This is a genomic window from Streptosporangium sandarakinum (assembly GCF_013409935.1).
Taxonomy (GTDB): Bacteria; Actinomycetota; Actinomycetes; order Streptosporangiales; family Streptosporangiaceae; genus Streptosporangium; species Streptosporangium nondiastaticum.
On sequence record NZ_JACCCO010000001.1, the window covers coordinates 1,341,415 to 1,360,945 of the forward strand.

Annotated in this window: 19 protein-coding genes and 1 pseudogene; 5 read left to right on the plus strand and 15 right to left on the minus strand. The window is 75.6% G+C overall.

What is annotated here, in order from left to right:
- Nucleotides 1-5: 5 nt before the first annotated feature.
- The gene (locus HDA43_RS05845; RefSeq protein WP_179818693.1) at nt 6-494 is read left to right on the plus strand and encodes a GNAT family N-acetyltransferase; all 489 of its coding nucleotides are present in this window, start codon (nt 6-8) and stop codon (nt 492-494) included.
- A gap of 25 nt (nt 495-519) precedes the next feature.
- Here the strand turns inward: HDA43_RS05845 and HDA43_RS05850 are convergent, their stop codons facing one another.
- The 12 genes from HDA43_RS05850 to HDA43_RS05905 form a co-directional block, all read right to left on the minus strand.
- Entirely contained in the window at nt 520-1,482 is a 963-nt protein-coding gene (locus tag HDA43_RS05850; RefSeq protein ID WP_179818694.1) for a UDP-glucuronic acid decarboxylase family protein, read from the minus strand.
- Nucleotides 1,479-2,645 (minus strand): glycosyltransferase family 9 protein, encoded by a 1,167-nt coding sequence (locus HDA43_RS05855; protein WP_246423911.1) that lies wholly within the window; start codon nt 2,643-2,645, stop codon nt 1,479-1,481. Before HDA43_RS05855 ends, HDA43_RS05850 begins: the two co-directional genes overlap by 4 nt.
- Nucleotides 2,636-3,316, minus strand: a complete 681-nt coding sequence (locus HDA43_RS05860; protein ID WP_179818695.1) for an SDR family oxidoreductase — start codon at nt 3,314-3,316, stop codon at nt 2,636-2,638. Before HDA43_RS05860 ends, HDA43_RS05855 begins: the two co-directional genes overlap by 10 nt.
- Before the next feature lie 16 nt (nt 3,317-3,332).
- On the minus strand, nt 3,333-4,691 hold the full coding sequence (gene rfaE2 / locus HDA43_RS05865) for a D-glycero-beta-D-manno-heptose 1-phosphate adenylyltransferase (protein WP_179818696.1): 1,359 nt from the start codon (nt 4,689-4,691) through the stop codon (nt 3,333-3,335).
- Complete coding sequence (locus tag HDA43_RS05870) at nt 4,688-5,251, minus strand: D-sedoheptulose-7-phosphate isomerase (protein ID WP_312873382.1); 564 nt, start codon at nt 5,249-5,251, stop codon at nt 4,688-4,690. The genes rfaE2 and HDA43_RS05870 overlap by 4 nt, the downstream gene beginning before the upstream one ends.
- 2 nt (nt 5,252-5,253) lie before the next feature.
- Nucleotides 5,254-6,447, minus strand: a complete 1,194-nt coding sequence (locus tag HDA43_RS05875) for a glycosyltransferase (protein WP_179818698.1) — start codon at nt 6,445-6,447, stop codon at nt 5,254-5,256.
- 129 nt (nt 6,448-6,576) lie between these two features.
- Nucleotides 6,577-7,674, minus strand: coding sequence for a glycosyltransferase family 9 protein (locus HDA43_RS05880; RefSeq protein WP_218911945.1), 1,098 nt, complete (start codon nt 7,672-7,674; stop codon nt 6,577-6,579).
- Between the two features lie 200 nt (nt 7,675-7,874).
- Nucleotides 7,875-8,927 carry a glycosyltransferase family 2 protein gene (locus tag HDA43_RS05885; RefSeq protein ID WP_179818699.1) on the minus strand — a complete coding sequence of 351 codons (1,053 nt, stop codon included), beginning with the start codon at nt 8,925-8,927 and terminating at the stop codon, nt 7,875-7,877.
- A complete protein-coding gene (locus HDA43_RS05890) occupies nt 8,924-10,564 on the minus strand; it encodes a carbamoyltransferase family protein (RefSeq protein WP_179818700.1) in 1,641 nt (546 codons plus the stop codon). Before HDA43_RS05890 ends, HDA43_RS05885 begins: the two co-directional genes overlap by 4 nt.
- 223 nt (nt 10,565-10,787) lie before the next feature.
- Nucleotides 10,788-10,973 (minus strand): hypothetical protein, encoded by a 186-nt coding sequence (locus tag HDA43_RS05895; protein WP_179818701.1) that lies wholly within the window; start codon nt 10,971-10,973, stop codon nt 10,788-10,790.
- 227 nt (nt 10,974-11,200) lie between these two features.
- Nucleotides 11,201-11,485: a hypothetical protein gene (locus HDA43_RS05900; protein ID WP_179818702.1), complete on the minus strand. Its 285-nt coding sequence runs from the start codon at nt 11,483-11,485 to the stop codon at nt 11,201-11,203.
- 115 nt (nt 11,486-11,600) lie between these two features.
- Nucleotides 11,601-11,999: a DUF1622 domain-containing protein gene (locus HDA43_RS05905; RefSeq protein ID WP_179818703.1), complete on the minus strand. Its 399-nt coding sequence runs from the start codon at nt 11,997-11,999 to the stop codon at nt 11,601-11,603.
- Between the two features lie 102 nt (nt 12,000-12,101).
- Here HDA43_RS05905 and HDA43_RS05910 point away from each other — a divergent pair, with 102 nt between their 5' ends.
- Nucleotides 12,102-12,641 (plus strand): hypothetical protein, encoded by a 540-nt coding sequence (locus HDA43_RS05910; protein ID WP_179818704.1) that lies wholly within the window; start codon nt 12,102-12,104, stop codon nt 12,639-12,641.
- A gap of 122 nt (nt 12,642-12,763) precedes the next feature.
- On the opposite strand, the gene HDA43_RS05915 is transcribed toward HDA43_RS05910, so the two are convergent.
- Nucleotides 12,764-13,507 carry a maleylpyruvate isomerase family mycothiol-dependent enzyme gene (locus HDA43_RS05915; protein ID WP_246423912.1) on the minus strand — a complete coding sequence of 248 codons (744 nt, stop codon included), beginning with the start codon at nt 13,505-13,507 and terminating at the stop codon, nt 12,764-12,766.
- Between the two features lie 186 nt (nt 13,508-13,693).
- On the opposite strand from HDA43_RS05915, the gene HDA43_RS05920 reads away from it, so the two are divergent.
- Nucleotides 13,694-15,007: an NAD(P)/FAD-dependent oxidoreductase gene (locus tag HDA43_RS05920; protein WP_179818705.1), complete on the plus strand. Its 1,314-nt coding sequence runs from the start codon at nt 13,694-13,696 to the stop codon at nt 15,005-15,007.
- 138 nt (nt 15,008-15,145) lie between these two features.
- Complete coding sequence (locus HDA43_RS05925) at nt 15,146-16,678, plus strand: FAD-dependent oxidoreductase (protein WP_179818706.1); 1,533 nt, start codon at nt 15,146-15,148, stop codon at nt 16,676-16,678.
- 107 nt (nt 16,679-16,785) lie between these two features.
- Here the strand turns inward: HDA43_RS05925 and HDA43_RS05930 are convergent, their stop codons facing one another.
- Nucleotides 16,786-17,979 (minus strand): globin domain-containing protein, encoded by a 1,194-nt coding sequence (locus HDA43_RS05930; RefSeq protein WP_179818707.1) that lies wholly within the window; start codon nt 17,977-17,979, stop codon nt 16,786-16,788.
- Between the two features lie 365 nt (nt 17,980-18,344).
- A pseudogene (locus HDA43_RS05935) lies at nt 18,345-18,776 on the minus strand (RrF2 family transcriptional regulator); the annotation flags it as partial.
- A 279-nt stretch (nt 18,777-19,055) separates the two neighbouring features.
- Between HDA43_RS05935 and HDA43_RS05940 the strand changes: the two are divergent.
- The gene (locus HDA43_RS05940) at nt 19,056-19,508 is read left to right on the plus strand and encodes an NUDIX domain-containing protein (protein WP_179818708.1); all 453 of its coding nucleotides are present in this window, start codon (nt 19,056-19,058) and stop codon (nt 19,506-19,508) included.
- Nucleotides 19,509-19,531 lie beyond the last annotated feature (23 nt).

The window sequence follows — 19,531 nt, forward strand, 5'->3', positions numbered from 1 at the left end:
CGCCCATGAACGCCGAAGTGATCGCGACCGCGCGCCTCACCCTTCTCCCGCTGGCGGTCGAGCACGCCGCCGAGATGGCCGAGGCGCTGGACGACCCCGCCCTGCACGAGTTCACCGGCGGCTCCCCCGCGACCGCCGGGGAACTGCGCGACCGTTACGCCCGCATGGTCGCCGGACCGCCCGGCGGCGACGACGCTTGGCTCAACTGGGTGATCCGCGTGACGGAGAACGGCCGCCTGGCCGGCTACGTCCAGGCCACCGTGACCCCCGGCCGGACCTGGGTGGCCTGGGTCGTCGGCACCCCCTGGCAGGGCCGGGGCCTGGCGGCCGAGGCCGCGACCGCCATGGTCGCCTGGCTGCGGGAACACGGTGTGCACTCCTTCGCCGCCGCCATCCACCCCGGCCACGCCGCCTCCGCGGCCGTGGCCCGCCACGCCGGCCTCACCCCGACCCCCGCCACCGTGGACGGCGAGATCGTCTGGGAGACCCCCTGATCCTCGCGCCCCTGATGGGCGACTGTCAGCCGACCAGTTCCTCGGTGCGGCGGAGTTCGGCCTCGAACCAGGCGATGGTGCGGCGCAGGCCCTCGGTGACGCCGACCTCGGCCCGCCAGCCCAGGCGGGTGGCGGCCAGGGTCGTGTCGGGGCGACGCACGGCCGGGTCGTCGGCCGGGCGGTCGATGAAGCGGATCGGTGAGGCCGACCCGGTCAGCTCGATGACGGTGCGGGCCAGGTCGAGCATGGTGATCTCGGTGGGGTTGCCGATGTTGACCGGACCGGGGAAGTCGCTGTCGGCCAGGGCGAGGATGCCCTCGATGGTGTCGTCGACGTAGCAGATGGAGCGGGTCTGGGAGCCGTCGCCGGTGACGGTGAGGGGTTCGCCGCACAGGGCCTGGCGGATGAAGGTGGGGATGGCCCGGCCGTCGTGGGGCCGCATGCGGGGCCCGTAGGTGTTGAAGATCCGCACGATGCCGGTGTCGGTGCCGTGGGTGTTGCGGTAGGCGGTGGTGAGGGACTCGGCGAAGCGTTTGGCCTCGTCGTAGACACTGCGGGGGCCGACGGGGTTGACGCTGCCCCAGTAGGTCTCCGTCTGCGGGTGCTGCTGGGGGTCGCCGTAGACCTCGCTGGTGGAGGCCAGGACGAAGCGGGCGTTCTTCTCCCGGGCCAGGCCCAGGGCGTGCAGGGTGCCCAGGCTGCCGACCTTGAGGGTCTCGATGGGGTGGCGCAGGTAGTCGGCCGGGGAGGCGGCCGAGGCCAGGTGCAGGACGAGGTCGACGTCGCCGGGGACGTGGACGAACCCGGTCAGGTCGCATTCCAGCAGCCGGAAGGCGGGGCGGCCCAGGAGGTGGTCGACGTTGCGCGGCGATCCGGTCAGGAAGTTGTCCATGCAGATCACGGTGGCGCCGCGGGCCAGCAGGCGTTCGCACAGGTAGGAGCCGAGGAAGCCGGCGCCTCCGGTGACGACTGCGCGTCGGGTGTTCATCGGACGGTCACCTCCAGTAGGTCGGTCGCGGCGTCGAGGACCTCCTCGACGCCGATGGTCAGCAGGGCGGGGTCGGGACGGCCGGCGTGCGGGTCGCCGGGCGGGCGGCCGGGGTCGCCGTGCCACAGGACCGCGTGGGGTCCTTCGGGCGGTCCCCACAGCGCGGGCGGCGTCGGGCCGAACAGCACGACCGAGGGCGTGCCGAACGCGCCGGCCAGGTGCGCCACCCCCGTGTCGCCGCAGACGACGAGCCGGGCGGAGGCGACCAGCGCGGCCAGTCCGGTGACGTCCGTACGGCCCGCCGTCACCGCCTCGTCCGGCAGGCCGGCCGCGGCGGCCACCCGCCGGGCGAGGCCGCGTTCGGCGGCGGTCCCGGTGACCAGCACGTCGTGCCCGGCGTGGTGCAGCGCGGCGGCGACCGCGGCGAAGCGGTCCGGCGGCCAGCGCCGGGCGGGGTGGGCGGCCCCGGGGTGGACGATGACGGGGGCCGGACCGGAGGAGGCCGGGCCGGAGGGGGTCGGCCGTTCCGCCGGGGCGGATCCGCCCGGGGCGTGCCCGGCCGTGGTCGGCGGCCTCAGGGCCAGGTCGGTGGGGTCGGCGGGGATGCCGTGCCAGGTCAGCAGGTCGCACCAGCGGACGCGTTCGTGCGACCGGGCAGGCCAGGCCGGGCCGGACAGGAGGGGCAGACCGGGGTGGGCGTGGCTGATCAGCCGCCTGGGGTGGGTGGCCAGCAGGGCGACGGTGCTCTGCGGACCGCTGCCGTGGAGGTTGACGGCCAGGTCGGGGCGGTGGAGGGGGACGGGACCGGGTCCGGTGACGTCGAGCAGGTCGTCGCAGGCACCGATGAGCGGCAGCAGGCCCGCCAGCGGGGCGGGGGCGGCCAGGGTGATGCGGTGGGCGGGGAAGGCGCGGCGCAGGGCGCGCAGGGCGGGAACCGCGGTGAGCAGGTCGCCCAGGCCCAGACCGCGCAGCACGACCATGACCGGCCGCCCGTCCCCGGCGGCGCCGCCGGGGACGTCTCCGGGGAGGGGCGCGGCGCGGTCCGCGGGCGTGCCCGCTCCGGCGCCGGGCTCGTGCCGGGTGCCGGGCTCGTGCCGGGTGCCGGGGCGGGCCTCGTCCGCGCTCACCGGGCTCGCCGGGTGGCCGGCGCCGGTCACGGCCATGAGGTCTCCGTGGCGGGGCAGACGACGAGTTCGCGGATCTCACAGCCGGCGGGCTGGGACAGGGCGAAGACCACGGCGGCCGCGACGTCCTCGGGGGCGTTGAGCCCGGCGTCGGGGCCGGGCCTGTACCGGTCGGGACGGTCGTCGAAGAAGTGGGTGCGCATGCCGCCGGGGACGAGCAGGGTGACGCCCACCTGCCCGGCGAGCTCGGCGGCCAGGGCGCGGGTGAGGCCGACCACGCCGAACTTGGAGGCGCAGTAGGCGGTGGCGTCGCTGAGGGCGCGCAGGCCCAGCGTGGAGGCGCAGGTGACGATCCGACCGCCGGAGGCGGTCAGGTGGGGCAGGGCCGCGCGGATCGTCGCGGCGGTGCCGAGCAGATTGACCGCGACGACCTTCTCCCAGGCGGCGGCGGACACGTCCTCCAGACGGCCGCAGGCGTCGATGCCGGCGGCGGTGACGACCCCGTCGAGACCTCCGGCCGTCCCGGCCAGCTCGGTCACCGCCCGCTCCACCCGGTCGCGGTCCGCCACGTCGGCCAGGACGTGGTCCACGCCGTTCCCGGGCGGGCGGACGTCGACGACCAGCGGCCGGCCGCCCTCCTTGGCCACGGCCTCGGCCACGGCCCGGCCCAGCCCGGACGATCCACCGGTGATCAGGACGTTCCCCAGCATCGACGTTCCCCCTCGGTCACCTGGCCGCCCTCGCGGCCGCGATCAGATTGGTCGTGGACCGGCCGGACACCAGCGGCAGGATCACGCTCTCTCCACCGGTCCAGCGGACGGTCTCGGCCTCGGGCAGGTCCAGCGCCGTGTAGTCGCCGCCTTTGACCCACACGTCGGGGCGGAGCCGTTCGATCATCGCCACCGGGGTGTCCTCGTCGAACACGGCCACGGCGTCGACGCACTGCAGCGCGCGCAGCACCTCCACCCGGTCCCGCTGGCCGACCACGGGCCGCCCCGGGCCCTTCAGCCGCCGCACCGAGGCGTCGGAGTTGACGCACACGATCAGCGCGTCCCCCAGCGCCCGCGCCCGGCGCAGCAGGCTGACGTGCCCGGCGTGCAGCAGGTCGAAGCAGCCGCCCGTCGCGATCAGCCGCCCGCCGGTGGCCCGGACCACCTCGGCCACCTCCGGGGCCGTGCGCGGCCGGTCCCCGGGCGCGGGCGCGGGCGTCCGCACCATCGCCGCCCCGCCGTTCTCCACGAACCGGGCGGCCTCGGCGACGCCGGTCCCGACGGCCTCCTCCACCGGCGCGCCGGAGGCCAGCGCGAGCGCGGCGGCCCCGGAGAACCGGTCGCCCGCGCCGCAGGCGTCCGGACCCGTCGAGCACACCGGCGGCGGCATCCGCGTGGACCGGCCGCCCCGCCGGGCCAGCACGGCGCCCTCCCCGCCCAGCGTGACGGCCACCGCCTCGGCGCGCAGCGTCCTGACGAGGTGGCGGGCCATCCGGTCGGGTGACAGGCGCGGCTGGGCGCTCAGCGTCCGGGCCTCGGACTCGCTCGGGGTGACCAGCGTGCAGCCGGGTGGGGGCAGCGGCCCCCGCGGGTGCGGGTCCCACACCAGCGGTACGGCCGCCCCGCGCAGGAAGGGGCCCAGGACCTCGGCGACGCCGCGGCCGTAGTCGGACACCAGGACCGCGCCCGCGCCGCGGAGCAGCGACTCGATCTGCCCGGCCCGGCGGGCGTCGAGGGCCGGGTCCGCCCGGCCGTCACCGGTGTCGACGCGCAGCATGGTCTGCCCCCGGGCCCGCACCCGCGTCTTGGTGATCGTGGTGCCCTGCAGCGGCAGCCGTACCACCTCTACCCGGCCGGACAGCAGGCCCAGCAGGCAGCGTCCGGGGTGGTCGTCGCCGAAGGCGGCGACCAGGACCACCTCGGCGCCGCCCTCGGCGGCCAGCACCGCGGCGAGCCCCGCCCCGCCGGGGCGGCGGTGCTCCTGGCTGCCCGCCACGACCGGCACGGGGGCGTCGGGGCACAGCCGTTCGGCGTCGCCCTCGACGTCCACGTCGAGCAGCGTGTCCCCGATGACGACGATCGGCCGTGCGATCATCCGGTCGCCTCCTCCATCGCGTCCTCCACCGCGTCGCAGAGCATGTGGATCACCGCGAGGTGCACCTCCTGCACGGTCGCGGTGTCCCCGGCGGGCACCGCCAGGACCTCGTCGCACAGAGCGGCCAGCGGGTTGGGCGCCGGGCCGGTCAGCGTCCAGGCCGCGATGCCCGTCCGGCGGGCGGCGCGCGCCGCGGCCAGCACGTTCGGGCTGCGCCCGCTGGTGGACAGGCACATCAGCACGTCGCCGGGGCGGCCGTGCGCCCGCACCTGGCGGGCGTAGACCTCATCGGCGCCGAAGTCGTTGCCGATCGCGGTCACCGCCGAGGTGTCGGCGTGCAGCGGTATCGCCGCGTACGGCTCCCGGTCGGCGCGGTAGCGGCCGACCAGCTCGGCGGTCAGGTGCTGGGCCTCGGCCGCCGAGCCGCCGTTGCCGCAGACCAGCAGCCTGCCGCCGCCGCCCAGCACGGCCGCGAGCTTGCGGCCCCACACGGAGATCGTCGCCGTGTCGGCGTCCATCGCGCGGAGCGCGGTGCGCAGGCGCGACAGGTGCGGGTGCACGGTCATCCCCCCGCCACGGCGACCCGGGCCCCGCGGCCCGCGAGGACGTCCAGGTAGACCGACTCGGTGCGGGCCGCCACCCGTGGCCAGCCGTACCGGGTGACGGCGCGCCGCCGGCCGGCCTCGGCGAGCGACGCCCGCAGCTCGGGGCGGCCCAGCACGTCGAGCAGGGCCCGCGACAGGGCCCGCGGGTCGCGGGGCGGCACCAGCACGCCGCAACCGGCGACGGTGTCGAGGTGTCCGCCGACCGAGGAGGCGACCACGGGCACCCCGCAGGCCATCGCCTCGACCGGGACCATCCCGAACGGCTCGTACCACGGCACGGTCACCAGCGCGTCGGCCGAGCGCATCAGGGCCGGCACCTCGGCGCGGCCGACGCTGCCCAGCAGGTGGACCCGGCCGGTCAGCCCGCAGGCCGTGGCCAGGCCGGCCAGCCGCACCGCCTCGTCGTCGCGCGGCGTGCCGCCGACGATGAGCAGCTCGGCGTCCGGCAGCCGGCACAGCGCCCGCACGACGGTGTCCAGCCCCTTGCGGGGGACCATCCGGCCGACGCAGAGCACCCGCGGCGCCGGGCCGCGCGGGGCGACCGGCCCGTCGGGGCGGAACAGCTCCAGGTCCACCCCGCAGGGCACCACGGCGATCCGTTCGTGGCCGACGCCCATGCGCAGCAGCTCGCTCACCTCGTCGCGGCAGGTCGCCACGATCGCGTGCGCCCGGCGCGCGATGTCGGTCTCGGCGGCGACGCGTCCGGGCGGGCTGGTGTCGGCCGGGCCCTGCCAGCGCCGCTTGACCACGCCCAGGGCGTGGAAGGTCTGCACGACCGGCACGCCGAGGTCCCGCGCCGCGGCGAGGGCGGCCAGCCCGCTCATCCAGAAGTGGGCGTGGACCACGTCGGGTGGCCGTTCGGCCCACCGCCGCGCCAGATGGGCGCCGAAGGCGGGCATGTACGGCAGCAGCTCGTCCTTGGGCAGGTCCTCGGCGGGCCCGGCGGGGACGTGCTCGACGGTCAGCCCGGGTCCGGCGGAGACGTGTTCCGGCTGGTCGGGCGCGGTGCGGCGGGTGTGCACGGTGACCTCGTGGCCCCGCTCGGCGAGGGCGGCGGCCAGGGCGGCGACGTGGACGTTCTGCCCGCCCGCGTCCACGCCGCCGACGGCCGCGAGGGGGTTGGCGTGCTCCGACACCAGGGCGATCCTCATGACACGACCTCCTTCACACCTCACGGCACGGCCTCCTGCGCGGGCGCCTTCAGCTCGGCCTCCCGCGCCCTCACGGCCCTCTTCTTCGCCACGGCCCCCTTCACGGCACGGTCCTCTTCGCCGGTGCCCTCACGGCACGGCCTCCTTCACGGGCGCCAGGCGGCCGACGGCCTCGACGACCCGCGCGGGCGACACCGACGACAGGCACGGGTGGCCGGGCACCGGGCAGATCCGGGCGCGGCTCCCCGCGCACGGGGCGCCCTGGTCGCCGAGCAGCACCGACGGCACGCCGTACGGGGCCCAGCGGGCGGCCGGGACCACCGGGGCGAACAGGATGGCCACCGGCGTGCCGACCGCCGCCGCCAGGTGGGCGGGGCCGGTGTTGGCCACCACGACCGCGCTCGCCCCGGCGAGCACGGCGGCCAGCTCGGCGAGGGACGTCCGTCCGCCGAGGTCCCGGACGGCCTCCGCGGTGTCCGGGACGGCTCCCCCGGCCTCTGGAACGGCCTCTGCGACGTCGGAGCAGCCCGTCCCGGCGTACCCGGCGCCGCCGGCCACCCGCCGGGTCAGTTCGCACTCGCCGGGTCCCCCGGTGACGACGACCCGCCGGCCCGCGCGGACCAGCTCCCGGACCGCCTCGGCGCAGTGGCCCTCCGGCCAGGCCCGGGCCGGCGCGGAGGCGCCGGGGTGGACCACGACGTAGCCGGGCGGCCCGGTGAGGTGCGCGACCGACGGCAGCGGACGCCGTACGGCGAGCCGGCCGTCGTCGCCGGGCGGCAGGCCGAAGCCGGCGGCGCGGGCCACCGCGAGCATCCGCTCGGGTTCGGGCACGTCCGCGGTCTCGTCCACGATGTGGCGGACGTCCAGCAGCGAGCCGGGGTAGTCCTCGCTGATCGCGGCGATCCGGGGCACCCCGGCCAGCCTGAGCAGCAGCGCCGGCGGCAGCGACGACTGGTGGAAGGAGGTGAGGATCAGCGCCTGGTCGGGGGCGATCTCCCGGATGAGCCTGATCAGCCGGATGACGTGCGGGCCGGTCACCGGCTGCGGGTCGGGGTCGATCCACGGGGCCCGCCACTCCAGCACGCGGTCCACGCCGGGCAGCAGCCCGGCCGCGGCCCGGCCGTTGGGCCCGGCCAGCAGCACCACCCGGCGGGCCGACGCGGCGACGGCGCGGACGGCCGGGCCGGCGAGCAGCACGTCCCCCGCGTTGTCGAGGCGGACGACCAGGACGGTGCCGGCCGGGGCGCCGTTGAAGGCACGGGCCGGAGCGCCGGTCGCGGCGGTCGCGGCGGTCACGGCGGTCACGGCGGTCACGGCGCGGGTCACGGCGGGCGTGGAGCGGGCCGCGCCGCCGCTCGCCGGACCGTTCACCGGGCCGCTCGCCGGGCCGCTCGCCGGGCCGTTCGCCGTGCCGTTCACGGGGCCCGTCACAGCCGGATCCGCAACTCGCCGCGCAGCCGGTGCGCGCAGGCCGCCGGTGGGATGAGCACGCTGGTGAGCAGCATCCGGCCGATCTCCACGGGGGTGCGCGGCCCCGGGGCGATCCTGGCCCAGGCGAACTCGGCGGTCAGCGCCAGCCAGCCCGCCCCGGCCGCCGCCGCGGTTCCCCTGGCCAGCGCACGCGCCGGGCTCCGGCCCCGTTCCTGGAGAGCCGGACACCGAACCCGCCGGTCACGTGCCCGTCCGGCCGCCCGGCCGCGAGCCGGCGCGCCGGGGCCGGCGATCCCGGCGATCATGGGCAGCGCGCCCGCGAGGAGCGCCAGCCCGCCGAGGCAGGTGGTCAGCGCGTGGCGGCGCAGCCGTCCGGAGCCGCTTCCGATGGCCGCCCGCCAGGCCGGGCCGTGCAGGTGGCGCATCAGCGCGTCGTCGGCGTTGCCGCGCTGGCGGCGCACGCTCGCCCACGGCCCGTCCTCGCGCACCGGATGACCGGTGACGCGCTCGCCCTTGACCAGGCGGTAGCCGGCGGCCGTCACCCGCAGTGCGAGATCGGCGTCCTCCCGGTAGGCGCGCGGGAAGCGCTCGTCGAACCCGCCGACCCGCTCCAGCGCCTCGCGCCGGTAGGCCATGTCGGCGGTGATCCAGTGGGAGTCCGCGAGCCCGGCGGTGTTGCGCTCGTCGTCGGTCGGCCGCCTGCCCTCGGGCGGCGGCACGTGGATGCGGCCCTGACTGCCCCCCACATCGGCGGGCAGGCCGTCCAGATCGGCGCGGAGCGCCTTCGCCCAGCCGGGCGCGGGCAGCACGTCGTCGTCCAGGAACACGATCCACGGGGTGTCCGCGGCCCGCCAGCCGGCGTTGCGGGCGGCGGCCGGCCCCCTGCCGCCCGAACGCACCGTCCGCACCCCGTCCGGCACCGGAAGGGGTGCGGCGCGGGCGCTCTCCGGACGGTCGTCGGCGACGATGACGTCCAGGCCCGCGTCCAGCGCGGCGAGCGTCGCGGCGAGGCTCGGCCGGCCCACGGTCGGGACCACCACGGTGATCATGCGGCGAACACCCCCGCCCGGCGCACCAGGAACGGTCCCAGCGCCAGAACGTCCACCGGCGCCGACCCGAAACACTCCAGCGCGTCCCGCGGATCGTCGGCCATCGGCCGGCCCGCGGTGTTGAGGCTGGTGTTGACCAGCACGGGCAGCCCGGTGCGGGCCTCGAACTCCTCCAGCAGCCGCGCCAGCAACGGCTCGCTCCCCGGCTCGACGGTCTGGACGCGGGCGGTGCCGTCCACGTGCACCACCGCCGGGATCCGGCTCCGCCACTCCGGCGCCACGTCGTGGACGAACAGCATGTACGGGCTCGGCACCGGCCCCCGGCTGAAGATCCGTCCCGCACGGTCGGCGAGCACCATGGGGGCGATGGGGCGGAACTGCTCGCGGCCCTTGACGTCGTTGAGCCGCTCGGTGTTGGCCGCGTGCCCCGGATGAGCCAGCAACGACCGGTGCCCCAGCGCGCGGGGACCGTACTCGCCGCGGCCCTGGAACCACGCCACGATCCGGTCGGCGGCCAGTTCGTCGGCCACCGCCGCGGCCAGGTCCGCCGGCCGCTCGCAGGAGACGTTCGCCGTCCGCAGCCAGGCCGCCAGCTCCGCCTCGCTCCAGGACCGGCCCAGATCCGCGCCCGGCATCGGCACGACCGGCTCCCCCGCCGCCGCCGCCAGGTGCAGCGCGCCGCCCAGCGCGGTGCCCGCGTCCCCGGCGGCGGGCTGCACCCACACGTGCTCGAACGGGGTGGTCTCGGCGATGCGGGTGTTGGCCACACAGTTCAGCGCCACCCCACCGGCCATCGTCAGCACGCGCCGGCCGGTACGGCCGTGCAGCCACCGCGCCAGGTACACCAGCACCTCCTCCAGCCTGGCCTGTACGCTGGCGGCGAGGTCGGCGTGCTCGCCCGTCCACTCCCGATGCGGGCGCAGGGGTTTGGCGAAGGCGCTCCAGTCCACCGGTTCGGTGCGGAACCCGCCGTCCCCGGTGGGGTAGACGAGTGCGCGCAGCTCGGGCAGGAAGCGGGGGCGGCCGTAGGAGGCCAGCGCCATCACCTTGTACTCGTCGCTGGAGTGCAGGAATCCCAGGTGGGTGGTCAGGCTCTCGTACAGCAGGCCCAGCGAGTGCGGCAGTCCCTGGGCGGCGAGGATCTCCAGGGAGCCGCCGCGATACGCGCCGGCCAGGTGGGAGACCGCCTCGCCGCGGCCGTCGCACACCAGGACGGCCGAGTCGGTGAACGGCGCGGCCAGGCCCGCGGAGGCGGCGTGCGCGATGTGGTGGGGCACGAAGCGCACCCGCGCCGCGTCCAGCCCCGGCAGCGCGCCGGCCAGGAAGGACGGGGCGCGGCGGGCGTAGGTGGTGCGCAGCTCCTCCCAGCCCGGATCCTGGCCCGGCCCGCCGGGCACCACCAGGTCGGGGTCGTAGGAGTAGGCCACCGCGTCCAGGTCCTCCGGGCGCAGCCCGGCCCGGGCCAGGCACCAGGCCGCGGCCCGCTCGGGCAGTTCCCACGCCGAGAAAGGCACCGGGCGCTTGCCGTGCTTGCGGCGGCTGAAGCGTTCCTCCTCGGCCGCCGCGACCACTTCCCCGTCGACGACCAACGCGGCGGCCGGATCATGAAAGATCGCATTTATCCCGAGAAATCTCATTGAGTCGCCTCTCGTGATGTAGTTACTTAACTACCGAGAGCAGCGCTTCTCAAAACGAACATTCCGGGAAAAGAGCCTCTAAGAGAAGCAAGCATCGCTAAACATCACTCTGTGGAGTTTTTCTCCCGGCCGACGGGTGCGGTCGGCGTGTCATACAGGAGGGGCGGCCACCGCCCCTCGGTCACCGCCCCCCCGTCACCGCCCCTCCGTCTCCGTCCCCGGGTCAACGCCCCTCGGTCTCATCCAGGTCCCACGCCTCGGATCCGGCGACACCCTTGCGGTCGTCGATCATCTGCGGCTCGGGGCCTTCGGTGTCGACGCCCTCCGGGGTCTCGGCCCCGGCCGTGTCCACCCGGTCGTCGGGCACCTGCGCCGGCGGGTTGTCGCGCTCCGGATCGGTCTCGGTCATGGGTGCTCTCCTGCCTCCTCGGAAGATCCCCCCGGACCCCGGCACGGCGCACCCGGCTTCCGGGGGGCGTGGCCTTTCACACGCGGAGGCTTCCCTATCCATCGGGCGGGCCCTTATAGCGGGCGGAGGTAAATATTGCGGAACCGGGCCGCCACCCGAGCAGGAGGAGACCCGGCCGGCCCCCATGCCGTCCGCCGGAGACCGTCACACGAACGGGGAGAAGCCCGTCAGTCCCGCCGCGCCCCGGCCGCCGGAGGGGATCGCCGCACGGGCACGGAGAAACCCGCGACCGCGATCTTGCGGATCACGGCCGTGAGCGCCGCGGTGGCGATCGCCGCCCAGGTCTGCGCCTGCGACAGGCGCAGCAGCCCCGCGGCGAGGAGGAAGTCCAGCAGCACCGCGACCGCGGTACGAGGCCCGGCGGTGGGCAGAGCCGCCAGCGCGGCGACCACCCCGGCGGCGACGATCAGGTTGACGACCGCCTGGACGATCTCTCCCATTCCCTGCCCCACCGTCCTCTCCGTCCTCCCCGGTCCGCCCTGACGGGCCGGGCGGCGCCGTACCCGATCCGCCGGACCCGGCGGGCCCCGGAGGGTGCCGGACGCGGGGGCCGGGCGGCGCCGTACCTCATCGGCCGGGCCCTCCGGCGGCTCCGGGCGCCGGGGGCCGGGCGGCGTCCACCACGCGGCCCTCCCTTTCGATCTCCTTGCCGAGGAAGAAGTTCAGCGCCGTCCGGATGGCCGCGATCGCGGCGAGCTGGCCTATCTGGCCGAAGCTCGGCGCCACGGCCGTGCGCAGCACGTCCCCGGCGAGCTGGAACTCCAGACCGAGGACGAGGAACCGCCCCAGGAACAGGCGTACGCCCACGAACCCCTGCTCCTCCCGCCGCCGCACCGCGACCAGCAGGAACCGCACGAACGCCACGGCCGCGCCGGCGAAGATGACCAGCGCGCCCGCCGCCTCGACGAGGCGGACGAACAGGCTGACGACCTCCCGAAGCGTCTCCTCGGGCAGGAGTTCCGGCATGTGGTGCTGTTACCCGCCGCCGGGCACGCGGACCCCTCGGCCCGATCGGTCCCGGAACGTGAGTTCGCCCTCGCGCCGGGAGGCGTGAGATGGTTGCGCCCCATGAGCGGTTCGTTGACGATGCCCCGTGTCCTCCTGCTGGCCGTACTCGCCGCCGGGCTCTCCGCGTGTTCGGCGGACGGCGGCGCGGCCGCTCCCCCGCCGTCCCCGGCGGTCTCCTCTCCCGCCCCGGCGGAGAGCACCCCCGCCGGGGAGCCCTCGGTCTCCGCCGTGCCCACCTTCCCGGACGAGCCCTCGGACGGCTCCGCGGAGCCGACGGCGGACCCCGACGTGGCCGCCCGGGATGACGAGGCCGACGACGCGGAGCAGGCCGTCTACCTGCTCGGCAACCTCGGCATGAACCCGGCGCAGCCGGACACGCTGGACGTGCTGACCGGCGCGGGCGACACCCAGTCCGTCCCGCTCAGCCCGCACGCCCCGGTGCTCGACCAGCGGGGCAGGATCTGCGACAAGGGGAAGGTGCCGCACCGCTGCACCGTGGACCAGCTCAGGAAGGCGCTGGGCGCCCGCAAGGAGGTCCGCGCCAAGGTGACGCTCAGGAAGGGGACCGCCGTGCTGGTCGAGGAGGTCACCGAGAACTGACCGGTTCGGGAGATCGGTCCGGGAGATCGACTCGGGAGGTCGGTCCGGGAGATCGACTCGGGAGGTCGAAGGACTCGGGGGCGGACGGCCGCCTTCCGTCCAGATCCTTCCCGTCCGGGGCCTCAGGCCAGGCAGCGCAGGGCGTCCCGCAGCTCCGGGTCGAGACGTCCCTCGGGCAGCCGGCCGACCGTGGCGTCGACGAACTCCGCCATGGGCAGTCGCTCGCTCCGGCCGTCCATCCGCACCGCGACCCGGTCGCCGTCCGGTTCGGCACGGGCCGGTGAGTCCCGCTCGGTGAGGACGAACGCGCCCACCGCCGCCCGCCACCGGGCGCGCCCGCCGGCCTCGTCGTCCCCCACGGGCGCCCCGACGTCGTCGGCGTGGGTGGCGTACTCGGAGTCGTAGTGGAACGCCTGCAGGCCCACCGGGTACGGCCCGGCCATGGTCGGCAGCTCGGCGTCGCGTCCCAGCTCGCGCATGCGCCGGCGCGTCTCCCCGTTGGCCCGGCGCCACTCGTCGAGCACCTCCTCGACGGGGACGTCGCGGCGGCGCCGTACGCACCATTCGTTGAAGCCGTTGTAGCCGCCGCCGACGCCCTCGCGTTCGAGCGTCGCGCGGAAGCCCTCCAGGTCGTCGTCCAGGCAGGCGTGGTTGTACAGCTCCTCCCCGGCCAGGTGGGCGAGGACGTCCCGCACCGACCAGCCCCCGCACCGCGAGGGGCGGGCCCATCCCCCGGCGTCGAGCCCGGAGAAGAAGCGGTCCAGGCGGGCCGCCTCGGCGTCGAAGATGCCGAAGGGGTCGAGGGAGGACAGGCGCGCCTCGGCGTTCTCCCGGCCGCCGTGCCCCGAAGTGTTCTCTGTGCTCATGCGGGTCCGGTACCCGCCCGGCCCGCCCCCGAACGGCCCGCCCCGGTACGGCCCGCCCCACCCGCCCTCCGTACGGCCCGCCTCCCGAACGGCCCCCGCCCTTTTGCCCGCGCGGAGGCTTGCCCGTTCCCAAAACGGGCACCCGGCTAGGACAGCAGTTCCGCGACGTGGAAGGACCCACCGGAAATGGCCGACAGGCAGAGAGTCGTCATCGTGGGGGGCGGTTTCGCGGGGTTCACCGCCGCACGCACCCTCGCCCGAATGGCCCGGGGAGCCATCGAGATCGTCCTCGTCAACCCCACCGACTACTTCCTCTACCTCCCGCTGCTGCCCGAGGTGGCCGCGGGCGTCCTCGACCCGCGCAAGGTCGCGATCCCGCTGGCGGGCAACTGCCCGGGGGTGCGGCACCTGCTCGCCTCGGCCGAGTCCGTGGACGTCGAGGCCAGGCGGGTGACGTGCGTCGACGCCGAGGGCAACCGCCGCGACCTGTCCTACGACCGCCTGGTGCTGGCCGTCGGCAGCGTCAACAAGCTGCTGCCCGTCCCCGGGGTCGCCGAGCACGCGCACGGCTTCCGCAGCGTCGCCGAGGCCCTCTACCTGCGTGACCACCTGATCCGCCAGATCGAGCTGGCCGACGCCTCCGACGACCCCGAGGAGCGCCGGGCGCGCTGCACGTTCGTCGTGGTGGGCGCCGGATACACCGGGACCGAGGTGGCCGCCCAGGGGCAGCTGCTCACCCGCGACGCGGTCCGGCGGCGGCCGGGCCTGCGGGACCAGCCGATCCGCTGGATCCTCGCCGACCTGGCCCCGCGCATCCTGCCGGAGCTGGACCGGCGGCTGTCGGACACCGCGCAGCGCACCCTGTCCGAGCGCGGCGTGGAGATCCGCACCGGCACCAGCGTGGCCGAGGCGTACGCCGACGGGGTCAAGCTCTCCGACGGCGAGTTCGTGCCGACCCGTTCGCTGATCTGGTGCGTGGGCGTGCGGCCCGACCCGTTCGTGGAGTCGATGGGGCTGCCCACCGAGAAGGGCCGGCTGCTGGTGGACGAGTACATGAACGTCCCCGGCCACCCGGAGATCTTCGCCTGCGGCGACGCGGCGGCGGTGCCGGACCTGACCGACCCCGGCAAGTTCACCGCGATGACCGCCCAGCACGCCAGCCGCCAGGGCAGGCAGGTGGCCCGCAACGTCGCCGCCACCTACGGCCGCGCCGAGCGGAAGCCGTACCGGCACAACGACCTGGGGTTCGTCGTGGACCTGGGCGGGCTCAAGGCCGCGGCGAACCCGCTGGGCGTGCCGCTGTCGGGCCTGCCGGCCAAGGCGGTGACCCGGGGCTACCACCTGCTGGCCGTGCCGGGCGGACGGGCCCGCATCGCGGGGAACTGGCTGCTGGACGCGCTGCTGCCGCGCCAGATGGTCCAGCTCGACCTCGTCCGGGGCGGTTCGGTCCCGCTGACCAGTTCCTCCCCCGAGCGGCCCGGCGGCCTCAGCGGCCGCTGACCCGCTCCGGCCGCCGACTCCCTCCGGCCGCTGATCCGCTCCGGCGGCGGGGCGGGCCCCACGCGCGGATCCCGGGGCGCGGGCCCGCGGAGCCGTCCCCGCGTGTGACGGGCGGTGGCGGGGGCAGGGGCGGCGAGCATGACGACGCAGTCTTACTGGATGGAATCGGCCCCCGGCCGGCCGCACGCGACCCTGGTCCAGGACCTGGAGGTCGACGTCGTGGTCGTCGGCGCGGGGATCGCCGGGCTCAGCGCCGCCTGGGAGCTCCAGCGGGCGGGCCGTACGGTGGCGGTGGTGGAGGCGGGCCGGGTCGCGGGGAGCGTCACCGGCAACACGACCGCCAAGCTCACCGCCCAGCACACGCGGATCTACGCCCACCTGGAGAAGTCGGCGGGCGCGGAGGCCGCCCGGCTGTACGCCGCCTCCCAGCAGGCGGCGATCGAGCACCTGGTCGGCACGGCGCGCGAGCTGGGGATCGACGCCGAGGTGGAGCGGATGCCCGCGTTCACCTACGCCGAGTCGGCCGACGGCGCCGAGGAGCTGTGCGCCGAGGCCGAGGCGGCGGCGCGGGCGGGGCTGCCCGCGTCGTTCGTCACCGAGACGCCGCTGCCGTTCCCGGTCGCCGGGGCGGTGCGGGTGGACGACCAGGCACAGTTCCACCCGCGCCGCTACCTCCTGGGCCTGGTCGACTCGCTGGTGGCCGGCGGCGCGCTGGTCTTCGAGCACAGCCGGGTGACGGAGCTGTCCGAGAGCGATCCGTGCCGCGTCACCACCGCCGACGGCGTCACCGTCACCGCCCGCGACGTGGTGGTGGCCACGCACTACCCGGTCTTCGATCGGGCGCTGCTGTTCTCCCGGATGGAGCCGGGCCGCGAACTGGTCGTGGCGGCGGCCGTGCCCGCGGACCGGGCGCCCGAGGGCATGTTCGTCACCACCGAGGACAACACCCGCTCGGTCCGCACCGCCCCGTACGGCGAGGGCCGCCGGCTGCTGATCGTCACCGGTGAGGCGTTCAAGCCCGGCGCCGGGAGGGTCGGCGACCGCTTCGCCCGGCTCGCCTCCTGGATGGCCGACCGGTTCGGCGCCGAGCAGGTGTCCCACCGGTGGGCGGCCCAGGACAACCACACCACCGACCGGCTGCCGTTCGTGGGCCTCCTGCACCCGGGGGCGCGGCACACCTACGTCGCCACCGGGTTCGGCGGGTGGGGCATGAGCAACGGGGTCATGGCGGGGCGGCTGCTGGCCGAGCTGATCACCGGGGGCGAATCCCCCTGGGCCGAGCTGTACGACCCCCGCCGGCTGCACCCGGTGCGCGAGGCGGGCGCGGCGCTGCGCATGCAGGCCACGGTGGCGCGGCACTTCGTCGCCGACCGCTTCGGCGCGGGACCGGCCGGGGACGCCGGGGCGCTCCGGCCGGGCGAGAGCGCGGTGCTCAAGATCGGCGGGGAGCGGTGCGCCGTCCACCGGGACGAGGCCGGCCGCCTGCACGCCGTGTCCGCGGTGTGCACCCACATGGGATGCGTGGTGGGGTTCAACGACGCAGAGCGCACCTGGGAGTGTCCCTGCCACGGCTCGCGTTTCGGCGTGGACGGCGAGGTCCTGCAGGGACCGGCCACCGAACCGCTGGCCCCGGTCGAGGGCCTCGCGGCCGGTCCGGCGGACGGTTCCTGAGCGGGCCCTGCGAACGGTTCCGGTGCAGGCCTTGCGGACGGTTCCGGAGCGGGTCCCGCGCGGGACCCCCGCGGACGGCGATGGAGCCGGTTCCGCGGGTGCGGGCCTCAGTCCTCCGCACCGAGCCACAGGTCGGGGCCGAAGACCTCGTAGTGGACGTCCCGCGCCGCCACGCCCGCGCCGATCAGCGCCGAGCGCGTCACCCGCATGAAGGGCAGCGGGCCGCACAGGTAGACCGTCGCCCCCTCGGGGATCTCCACCCCGGCGAGGTCCATCCACCCGGAACGCTCGTCGCCGGTCGCGCCGGCCTCGTACCAGAGGATCCGCGTCGCGTTCGGCAGCGCGGCGACCAGCCGCTCGGTGTCCTCGCGCAGCGCGTGGTCGGCCGGGGAGCGGTCGGCGTGCAGCACCAGCACGCGCCGCGTGGAGCCGGTGCCGACCAGGTGCTCCAGCATCGCGACGATGGGGGTGCAGCCGATGCCGGCCGAGGCGAGCACGAGCGGGGCGTCGCCGTCCTCCAGGGCCACGTCGCCGAAGGGCGTCGTCAGGGTGAGCTCGTCCCCCTCGCGGACGGTGGCGTGCAGGAGGTTCGAGACCTCGCCGTCCGGGCCGCCCTCGCCGCGCACCCGCTTGACGGTGATGCGCCGGGTGCCCTCGGAGTCCGTGCCGGACAGGCTGTACTGGCGGAGCTGGCGCACGCCGTCGGGCATGCGCGCCTCGACGCTGACGTACTGGCCGGGACGGGCGGGCGGGACCGGCCCGCCGTCGGCCGGGCGCAGCAGGAAGGAGACCACGTCGAGCGTCTCCTCGCGGCGCTCGACGACGAGCCACTGACGCCGGCTGTCGCCGTCGGCGATGCCCGCCTCGCCGTAGAGGCGGGCCTCCATGGCGATCAGCGAGCCGGCCATCAGCCAGTACACCTCGTCCCAGGCCGCGGCGACGTCCGGGGTGACGGCGTCGCCCAGCACCTCGGCGATGGCGCCGAAGAGGTACTTGTGGACGATCACGTACTGGTCGTCGGTGACCCCGAGCGAGGTGTGCTTGTGGGCGATGCGGGCCAGCAGCGCGTCGGGGCGCTCACCGGGGTTGTCCAGCAGCATCGTGGCGAACGCGGCGATGGAGCCGGCCAGGGCGCGGCGCTGCGCTCCACTGGCCTGGTTGCCGCGGTTGAAGAGGCCGTCGAGCAGCTCCGGCCGATCGGCGAACATCGAGCCATAGAATCGGGCGGTGATGTCGTCGAGCGATGCTCCGATGACCGGCAGCGTGCTACGGACGATCGCTGCGGACTCCGCGGACAGCATGTGACCTCCTACGACAGGTACGGGGAAGACGCAGCCAACTTAATTTGCATCTCACATACATATTAAGGACCGCGTTGCCGTCCACCCCCGGGGCCGGAAGTCACCCGCCGTAGGGCCGAAAGTCACATCATCCGAAAATCCGCTGTTCGGCGGGGTTCCGGCAGGGGCGTTGCCCCGCCGGGACGTCAGACTGTGGCGGAGGACACTCCCGGCGTCGCCTCGGAGGACCCCTCGAACGGCGTCCCGGGCACCACATCGGCCTCCGTTCCGGACGCGCCCCCGGGCGTCGTCCCGGGCACCACGCCGGCCTCCGTTCCGGACGCGCCCCCGGGCGTCGTCCCGGACGGCCCGCCGGCTGACACCCTCGGCGGCAGCAGGTCGATCAGCATCGGGCCGGTCGGCTCCGCCACCAGGTCGTCGACCGTGATCGGGTCGAGCGAGGCGTAGAACGCCTCCCTGGCCCGTGCCAGCGCCCCCCGCAGCCGGCACGCGGCCCGCAGCGGGCAGGGCACCGCGTCCTCGCAGCCCGCCACGTCGCCGTCCCCCTCCAGCGCGCGGACGATGGCGCCGACCGACGCCCGGCGACCCGCCTCGGTCAGCCGCAGCCCTCCCCCGCGCCCGCGCCGGGTGTCCACCAGTCCCATCTCGCTCAGCCGCGCCACCGCCTTGGCCGCGTGGGTGTACGGCACGGCCAGCACCTCGGCGACCGACCGGGTGGTGGGCTGCTCCTCGCCGTCCGCCACGGCCAGCCGCATCACGATACGGAGCGAGATGTCGGTGAAGGCGGTCAGACGCATGTAATCACGGTATTCCGTCCCGTCGGCCCCGGCGACCGGCCCGGCGTGGCCCGCCCCCGTGGCCACGCCGCCGTACCAGCCAGGAGGACAGGTGGAGCCGCGTCTCTCCACCGCGAACGAAGGCGTCTGAGCCGGTCCGATTGCGGAAGCCCCCGAGGTCCGACACGGTGCTGCGGAATGTCCGTGCGAGCGGAACCGTCGTCACCGCACCGGCGTCGTCGCAGGTTCCCGACCCGCGTGAGGACCGGGAAGGGTGGCCGGACCACAGAGGAGATCATCGTGAAGAAGCTGGTCGCAGCGGCGTGGCGGCTCATTCGTGGGCCGATCCAGTGGCGGGTGCTGTGGATCTTCCAGGCGAAGTTCATGGTCGGGGTCACCGGGATCGTCCGGGACGAGGAGGGGCGCGTGCTCCTTCTCCGGCACCGGATGTGGCCTGAGGGGCGGCAGTGGGGCCTGCCGACGGGTTACGCGATCAAGGGCGAGAGGTTCGAGGAGACCGTTGTCCGCGAGGTGCGTGAGGAGACCGGGCTACAGGTCCGGGTGGGCGACCTCGCGTATCTCAAAAGCGGTTACCGGCTGCGGGTGGAGGTGGCCTATGAGGCCGCGCTCATCGGCGGCACCCTGAAAATCGACTCCTTCGAGATCCTGGAGGCGAAGTGGTTCACACCAGGTGATCTCCCGGAGGGGCTGCAGGAGTCGCATCGGCTTCTGATCCTCGGCGAAGGCGATTGACCGGCCCGAGGGCGATCGACCGG